Source organism: Actinoallomurus acaciae (assembly GCF_042429965.1).
Taxonomy (GTDB): Bacteria; Actinomycetota; Actinomycetes; order Streptosporangiales; family Streptosporangiaceae; genus Actinoallomurus; species Actinoallomurus acaciae.
The window spans coordinates 1-8046 of the sequence record NZ_JBHLZP010000375.1 but is presented as its reverse complement, the minus strand read 5'-3'; the positions used below and the strand labels follow the sequence as shown (position 1 = coordinate 8046).

Below are 8046 nucleotides of genomic sequence, written 5' to 3'. Positions count from 1 at the left end.
GTGCTCGACGGTGCCGACGATCGCGGCGACCGGCACGCCCGCGGCCCGCGCGCGTTCGACCATGACCGGCGGGGGAGGGCCGAGGGCGCTGGCGATGAGGCGGATCGGGTGGTTCAGGGCGACGTCGATCAGCTCGGTGGCGCCCTGCTCGGTCACCTGACGGCCGCCGCGCCGGGCGTCCCGCCGGCCGGCGGTCAGGTCGGGGACCGGCACGCCGTACCGCTCGAACAGCCCGGCGAGGAACTCCCAGTGCTCCGCCGGGATCGCCGCCAGCAGGTCACCGGACTCCGCCGCCGCTTTGGCGATCTTGCCGGGCACGAGGACGTCGACGCCGTACGGGCGGCCGCCCACGTGGGCATCGATCCAGCGCAGTTCCTCCTCGAGACGGTCGGGGGAGAAGGCGACCGCGCCGAGCACGCCGAAGCCGCCCGCGTTGGTGACCGCCGCGACCACGTCACGGCAGTGGCTGAAGGCGAACAGCGGGAACTCGATCCCGAACGTCTCGCACACGTCTGTTCTCATCGGCCGCGCTCCTCGAACACCGGGTAGCTCTCGCCCTCGTCGGGATGGACGAACCTCGCTCGCAGGGGCAGTCCCTCGCGCGGGGCCGCCACCGCCTCCAGACGCGTGTACATCCATGGGCCCTCGGCCAGCTCGACCAGGGCCAGCGGCGCCGTCTCGCCCGTACGGAAGTGGGCGACCGCCCAGGAGACCAGGACCGCCTCGCCGCTCGCCTCGGCCCAGGTCAGGTCGTCGGTGCCGCATCCGGGGCAGCCGGTGGCGTCCGGGGCGAACCACCGCTCGCAGGAGGCGCAGCGGCGCACCACCAGCCGGTCGGAAGCGGCGCCGTCGAAGAACGGGTCACCGCGGCCGTCGCGCCGGACCGGGCCGATCGCGGTCATGAATCCTCCCGCGTCGGAGGGTGTGACCACCGGGGCGTGTCTTTGATTCCCCCGCTGCGTGAGGTCATGAGTCCTCCTGCGTCGGAGGGCGTGACCACCGGGCCGTGCCTTTGATCCCCTCATTGCGTGAGGTCATGGGTCCTCCTGCGTTGGAGGGGGTGTGCCTTTGACTCTCTCGCTGCGCGAGGTCATGGGGCCTCCTTCGCGTGCGGGCTCACGACCAGCGTCGCGTGGTGGTCGAGGATGCCGCCGTTGCCGCTGACGAGGATCACGTCGCGTCGTGGCGCCTGTCGTTCACCGCCGTGGCCGCGCGCCTGGATCACGGCCTCGGACAGCGGGGTCATGCCCCACATGTAGTAGCCCGACAGCTGCCCGCCGCCGGTGTTGACCGGCAGCGTGCCGCCCGGGCCGAGAGCGCCGCTCGCGGCGAACGGCCCGCCCTCGCCCTTGGCGCAGAAGCCGTAGTCCTCCAGCGTCACCAGGACGGTGAAGGTGTAGCAGTCATAGATCTGGCAGCTGTCGACGTCGGCCGGAGTGATCCCCGCCATCTTCATCGCGGCCGGTCCGGACAGCGCGGCCCCGGTGGTCAGCCCGAAGTCGCCGCCGCGCTCCCCGGGGTGGCCCTGCCCCCACCCCCACACGTGCACGGGCGGCCGGGCCAGGTCGCGGGCGCGCTCGGCGCTCGTGACGATCACGGCGACGCCGCCGTTGGAGACGAGGCAGCAGTCGAGCAGGTGCAGCGGTTCGACGGCCCAGCGGGACTCCTGGTGGTCGCGCAGCGAGATGGGCTCGCGCATCTGGGCGAGCGGGTTGCCGCCGGCCCAGGCGCGGGTGGCCACGGCGATCGCGCCGAGCTGCTCGCTCGTGGTGCCGTAACGCTCCATGTGCCGCCGCGCCGCCAGGGCGTAGAAGGCGTTGACGCTGCGGAAGCCCAGCGCCGCCTGGAGCCCGCCGACGCCGTGCCACTCCGTCGCCTCGCGGTGGTAGGCGGAGCCGGAGGAGCGCTCGGGGCGCAGCGGAGCGTCGGCGAAGACGCAGGCCACCGCCGACGCGGCGCCGCTGCCGATCATCGCGGCGGCGTGGGAGACCATGCCGATCGCCGTCGCGCCGTAGGAGTTCATCTGGGTGAGCAGCCGCAGGTCCCGCAGGCCGAGGACGCCGGCCAGCTCGATGCCGGGGGAGCCGGACATGCCGTTGCTGACGATCAGTCCGTCGAGGTCGGACAGGGCGAGGCCGGCGTCATCGGCGGCGGCGCGTACGGCGTCGGCGGCCAGCCGGCGCGGGCTGCGGCCGTACACCTTGCCGAGCTCGGTCATCCCGAGCCCGGCGATCGCCGTCCCGGTCATCGCCACGCGAGCCCCCTCCCCGGAGACGGCCCGGAGCCCTCGCGGCGGGCGGGAGCCCGGGACGGTCTCTCAGCGTTTCGTCCGCCCTCACACGGTACCGAATCAGATTCGGGCTCGGCCAGGCGGATCCGCCGGGGACGGGCTCAGGAGCGGGCGAACCGGTCGGTGGCCTCGATCAGGCGGTGCAGGATGCCCGGCTCGCTGTACGCGTGGCCGGCGTCGGCGACGAGGTGGAACTCCGCCTCGGGCCAGGCGTGGTGCAGGTCCCACGCGGTCGCCGCCGGCGTCGCGACGTCGTAACGGCCCTGCACGATCACGCACGGGATGTGCCGGATCTTCTTCACGTCGCGCAGGAGCTGGTCGTCCTCGAAGAACCCGCCGTTGACGAAGTAGTGGTTCTCGATCCGGGAGAACGCCACGGCGTAGTCGTCGGCCCCGTGCTCCTCGATCAGCCTCTCGTCCGGCAGCAGCGTGATCGTCGACCCCTCCCAGACGCTCCAGGCCCGTGCGGCCGGCAGGCGTACCGCGGGGTCCTGATCGTTCAGCCGCGTGTGGAACGCCGCGATCAGGTCGTCGCGCTCGTCCTCCGGTATCGGCTCGACGAACCTCTCCCACAGGTCGGGGAACAGCAGCGAGGCGCCCTCCTGGTAGTACCAGTACAGCTCGAACGGCCGCAGCGTGAAGATCCCGCGCAGCACCATCTCGGTGACCCGCTCCGGATGCGTCTCGGCGTACGCGAGGGCGAGCGCGCTGCCCCACGAGCCGCCGAAGACCATCCACCGGTCGATGCCCAGGTGCTCGCGCAACAGCTCGAGGTCGGCGACGAGGTGCCACGTGGTGTTGCGCTCCAGCGAGACCGACGGGTCGCTCGCGCTCGGCAGGCTGCGCCCGCAGTTGCGCTGGTCGAACAGGATGATGCGGTACGCCTCGGGGTCGAACAGCCGGCGGTGCCCGGGGCCGCACCCGTCACCCGGGCCGCCGTGGAGCATCACGACCGGTTTGCCGGCGGGGTTCCCACAGGCCTCCCAGTAGATCCGATCCCCGTCTCCGGGCTCGAGGAATCCGGAGTCGAACGGCTCGATCGGCGGATACAAGGTCTTCATGGCCGGCATTCTCTCACCGCGGGAACAATGGCTTCGCTCAGTGACCCCGGCGCGCCCGTGCGTCCCTTCTCCCAGGTCACGGCGCCTTCGTGCGGAAGGTCATGGGGGGATTGATTTTCGAGTGATGCGCCACACGTTCCCGGACATGGCAGACAGCCTTGCGAGACGCCCTTAGAGTTCCCTATGTGAGCGATCTCAATGGTTCGGGCGGTTCTTACTCCGCGGAGGGCGGCGGGTCGTCGTGGTTGCCGGGCAACGGCAACCGGCCGGCCCGGGGCGGCGACGTGGAACAGCCGGGCGAGGTCGTCGACCGGCTGCGGCAGATGGCGGACATGCTCGCCGGCGCGCTGGCCCAGGGCGAGCAGAAGGTCGCCGAGGCCAAACAGGAGGCCGCGGTCCAGATCGCGGCCGTCCAGGGGGAGCACGAGAAGACCAAGCAGGAGGCGACCTCGGCGTGGCAGGAGGTCGAGCGCCTCCGCACTCAGGTGCAGCAGGCGCAGGCCACCGCCCGCCAGATGCTCGCCGAGCGCGAGAGCGCCAAGCAGGACGCCGCCGCGGCGCTGCAGGAGCTCGAGCGGCTCCGCGCCCAGAGCGAACAGCTCGACCAGCGCGCCGAGCAGGCCGAGGCGGCCGTACGGCAGCTCATGACCGAGCGCGAGGCCGCCCAGCGCGACGCCGCCACGATGCGCCAGGAGGCGCAGTCCGTACGGCAGCAGAAGGAGCAGGCCGAGGCCACCGGGCGCCAGCTCATGGCCGAGCGCGAGTCGGCCAAGCAGGACGCCGCGGCGATGCAGCAGGAGCTCGACCGCGTACGCGCGCAGCTGGAGGAGATGAACCAGCGCGTCGAGCAGTCCGAGGCCGCCATACGCCAGGCGATCTCCGAGCGCGAGTCGGCCAAGCAGGAGGCCAACACCGCCTGGCAGGAGGGCCTGCGGGCCCGCGCGCAGGCCGAGCAGTCCGAGGCCGCCATGCGGCAGGCCGTCAGCGAGCGTGACAACGCCCAGCGCGACGCGGTCGGGGCCCGGCAGGAGACCGACCAGGCGCTCGCCCAGCTGCGCGCGGCCGAGCAGCGTGCGGAGCAGTCCGACGCCGCCGTGCGGCAGATGATGTCCGAGCGCGAGTCGGCCCAGCGCGAGGCCGCCGGCGCCTGGCAGGAGGCCGAGCGCCTGCGCACCCAGGCCGAGCAGTCCGAGGCCGCCATGCGGCAGGCCTTCACCGAGCGCGACCAGGCTAGCGGGCAGGCCGAGCAGTTCGAGGTCGCCGCCCGCCAGGCGATGGCCGAGCGCGACCAGATGCGCGAGGACCGCGACGAGGCGCACCGCTCCGCCGGCGAGGCGCAGACCGGGCGCAAGGCCATCGAGGGCGAGCGCGACCGGATCTCCAAGCACGCCGCCGACCTGGCGCAGGCGCTGGAGACCGCGCAGGCCGAGCTGAACACCCTGCGGAGCAAGGTCGTCGACCTGGAGGCCGTCTCCAAGGACTCCGAGTCCCTCCGGCGCCGCGTCCAGGACCTCGACGCCGAGCGCCGCCGCACGCTCGACAGCGTCAAGCAGGCCGAGAACGACCGCGACAGCGCCGAGCTCGCGCAGGCCCGTGCCGCGTCGGAGCTGGCCCAGACCCAGCGCCGGGTGGAGGACCTCATCCGCGAGCGCGACCAGGCGGTCGCCCAGGCCCGCCAGGCCAACTCCGAACGCGACTCGGTGAGCGAGAAGCTCAAGGAGCGCGAGCAGTGGGTCGACCAGCTCGCCGAGGCCGTCACCCAGCAGCGTGACGCCCTGTCGGCGCTGTCGGCCGAGCGTGACCAGGCGCGTACGTCCGCGGACCAGGCGAGGAAGCTGATCGACGATCTGACCGGTCAGCTGCGCACCATGTCGCCGGGCGCCCCCACCGGAAGCGCCCACAGCGGAAGTTACGCGGGCGGCTACAGCTGATCTGATCGGCTCGCGGCTGATCAGGTACATCGCCTGTTATCCTGGTGGCCCGTGGAGATTGGCCGTCCACTGATCGGGTGGATGTCGCCGCGACAACGACCACGGGAGCGTCCCTCTTGGCTTCGGCAGTCATTGGTGGGTCTGGAAAGACCACCAAGCATCTTTTCGTCACCGGCGGTGTCGCCTCCAGCCTCGGCAAGGGGCTCACGGCATCCAGCCTCGGCCGGCTTCTCAAACTGCGCGGCCTGCGGGTCACGATGCAGAAGCTCGACCCGTACCTCAACGTCGACCCCGGCACGATGAACCCCTTCCAGCACGGGGAGGTGTTCGTCACCGACGACGGCGCGGAGACCGACCTCGACGTGGGTCACTACGAGCGGTTCCTCGACACCGAGCTGCACGGCTCGGCGAACGTCACCACGGGCCAGGTGTACTCCAACGTGATCGCCAAGGAGCGGCGCGGGGAGTACCTCGGTGACACCGTGCAGGTCATCCCGCACATCACCAACGAGATCAAGGACCGGATCCGCGGTATGGCCGGTCCCGACGTCGACGTCGTCATCACCGAGGTCGGCGGTACGGTCGGCGACATCGAGTCGTTGCCGTTCCTGGAGGCCGTACGCCAGATCCGGCACGAGATCGGCCGCGACAACTGCTTCTTCCTGCACGTGTCGCTGCTGCCCTACATCGGGCCGTCCGGTGAGCTGAAGACCAAGCCGACACAGCACTCCGTCGCGGCACTGCGCAGCATCGGCATCCAGCCCGATGCCATCGTCTGCCGCTCCGATCGGCCGATCACCCAGGGGCTGAAGAACAAGATCAGCCTGATGTGCGACGTGGACGCCGAGGCCGTGGTGTCCGCGATCGACGCCCCCAGCATCTACGACATCCCCAAGGTGCTGCACGCTGAGGGCCTGGACGCCTACGTCGTGCGCCGTCTCGGGCTGCCGTTCCGCGACGTCGACTGGCGCGAGTGGGACGACCTGCTGGGCCGGGTCCACCAGCCCTCCCGTGAGGTCACGATCGCGCTGGTCGGCAAGTACATCGACCTGCCCGACGCGTACCTGTCGGTCACCGAGGCGCTGCGCCACGGCGGGTTCGCCCACGACACCCGGGTCAACATCCGCTGGGTCAAGAGCGACCGGTGCGCGACACCCGAGTCGGCCGCCCGCGAGCTGCAGGGCGTCGACGGCGTCCTGATCCCCGGCGGCTTCGGCGTGCGCGGCATCGAGGGCAAGGTGGGCGCCGCCCGCTACGCCCGCGAGAACCGCATCCCCACGCTCGGCATCTGCCTGGGCCTGCAGTGCATGGTCATCGAGGCCGCCCGATCCCTCGCCGGGCTCACCGAGGCCAACAGCGCCGAGTTCGACGAGAAGGCCGGCGACCCGGTCATCGCGACCATGGCCGACCAGGTCGACGTCGTCGCGGGCGAGCGCGACATGGGCGGCACGATGCGCCTGGGCCTGTACCCGGCCAACCTCGCCGAGGACTCCGTGGTCCGCGCGGTGTACGGCGACGCCGAGAAGGTCGAGGAGCGTCACCGGCACCGCTACGAGGTCAACAACGCCTACCGCGACGAGCTGACGGCCGCGGGCGTCGTCTTCTCCGGCCTCTCGCCCGACGGGCGCCTCGTCGAGTACGCCGAGCTGCCTCGCGAGACGCACCCGTTCTACGTCGGCACGCAGGCGCACCCGGAGTTCCGCTCCCGGCCGACCCGGCCGCACCCGCTGTTCGCCGGCCTCGTCGCCGCCGCCCTGGAGCACGCCGAATGAGCGGGCTGATCGGCGAACGCGGCGAGTCCGGTCCCTCCGCCGCCGGGGAACTCATCGACACACCCGAGTCGTGGCCGGTCGTGGGCCGCGCGGAGCACTTCGAGGGCCGCATCGTCCAGGTCCGCACCGACCGGGTGCGGATGCCGAACGGCGACACGACCGAGGTCGTCGAGCGCGACATCGTCACCCACCCGGGCTCGGTCGGCGTGATCGGCCTGGATGAGCAGGATCGCGTCCTGCTCATCCGCCAGTACCGCCACCCGGTCGGCCGCATGCTCTGGGAACCGCCGGCGGGGCTGCGCGACGTCGACGGCGAGCCACCGTGGCGTACGGCGGCCCGCGAACTCGCCGAGGAGGCCGGCTACCGAGCCCGCGAGTGGCACACGCTCGTCGACGTCTTCACCTCGCCGGGCATGACCAACGAGCGCGTGCGCGTCTTCCTCGCCCGCGGGCTCAGCGAGATCCCCGAGGAGGAGGCCGACTTCGAGCGGATCCACGAGGAGGCCGAGATGCCGGTCGCGTGGGTGCCGCTCGACGAGGCGGTCGCCGCGGTGCGGCGCGGGCACATACACAACCCTCTCGCCGTGATGGGTATCTTGTCGGTCTATGCCGCACGGGAGACGGGTTACCGTGACCTTCGCGCGCCCGACGCCCCGGAAGGATGACGACACGTCGAGCCCCCTCGACCCGCCTGGATGAGGTGCCGCGCTGATATCAGCCGCCGGAGAAGAGCTCGGACGAGCGCTGCGGGCCGAGGTCCGTGCGTATCTCGACCACCTCGCGGTCGACCGCGGCCTGGCGGCGAACACCCTCAGCTCCTATCGGCATGATCTCCGGCGCTACGTCGACACGCTCGTCGCTCGCGGTCGTACGGCGATCGGGCAGGTCGGGGAGGACGACGTCGTGTCCTTCCTGGACCGGCTGCGCGAGGGCGACGACCGGCACCCGCCGCTCGCCGCCGGGTCCGCCGCCCGCGCGGTCGTCGCCGTCCG

8 protein-coding genes are annotated in these 8046 nt (G+C 71.9%); 4 read left to right on the top strand and 4 right to left on the bottom strand.

The genetic code is table 11. The features are described from left to right. The 4 genes from ACFFNX_RS35010 to pip form a co-directional block, all read right to left on the bottom strand. The coding region (locus ACFFNX_RS35010) for a nitronate monooxygenase (protein WP_378210209.1) at positions 1–522 on the bottom strand (522 nt) is incomplete at its 3' end. Continuing rightward, complete coding sequence (locus ACFFNX_RS35005; RefSeq protein WP_378210208.1) at positions 519–902, bottom strand: Zn-ribbon domain-containing OB-fold protein; 384 nt, start codon at positions 900–902, stop codon at positions 519–521. The genes ACFFNX_RS35010 and ACFFNX_RS35005, both read right to left, overlap by 4 nt. 188 nt (positions 903–1090) lie before the next feature. Continuing rightward, positions 1091–2248, bottom strand: coding sequence for a thiolase C-terminal domain-containing protein (locus ACFFNX_RS35000; protein ID WP_378210211.1), 1158 nt, complete (start codon positions 2246–2248; stop codon positions 1091–1093). A gap of 143 nt (positions 2249–2391) precedes the next feature. Beyond that, positions 2392–3351 carry a prolyl aminopeptidase gene (pip, locus tag ACFFNX_RS34995; protein ID WP_378210207.1) on the bottom strand — a complete coding sequence of 320 codons (960 nt, stop codon included), beginning with the start codon at positions 3349–3351 and terminating at the stop codon, positions 2392–2394. A gap of 185 nt (positions 3352–3536) precedes the next feature. Between pip and ACFFNX_RS34990 the strand changes: the two genes are divergently transcribed. The 4 genes from ACFFNX_RS34990 to ACFFNX_RS34975 all read left to right on the top strand — a co-directional run. Next, complete coding sequence (locus tag ACFFNX_RS34990; RefSeq protein ID WP_378210206.1) at positions 3537–5282, top strand: coiled-coil domain-containing protein; 1746 nt, start codon at positions 3537–3539, stop codon at positions 5280–5282. 116 nt (positions 5283–5398) lie between these two features. After that, a complete protein-coding gene (gene pyrG / locus ACFFNX_RS34985; protein ID WP_378210205.1) occupies positions 5399–7054 on the top strand; it encodes a CTP synthase in 1656 nt (551 codons plus the stop codon). Then, a complete protein-coding gene (locus ACFFNX_RS34980) occupies positions 7051–7719 on the top strand; it encodes an NUDIX domain-containing protein (RefSeq protein ID WP_378210203.1) in 669 nt (222 codons plus the stop codon). The genes pyrG and ACFFNX_RS34980 overlap by 4 nt, the downstream gene beginning before the upstream one ends. Before the next feature lie 43 nt (positions 7720–7762). Beyond that, on the top strand, positions 7763–8046 hold a 284-nt coding region (locus ACFFNX_RS34975), incomplete at its 3' end, for a site-specific integrase (RefSeq protein ID WP_378210210.1).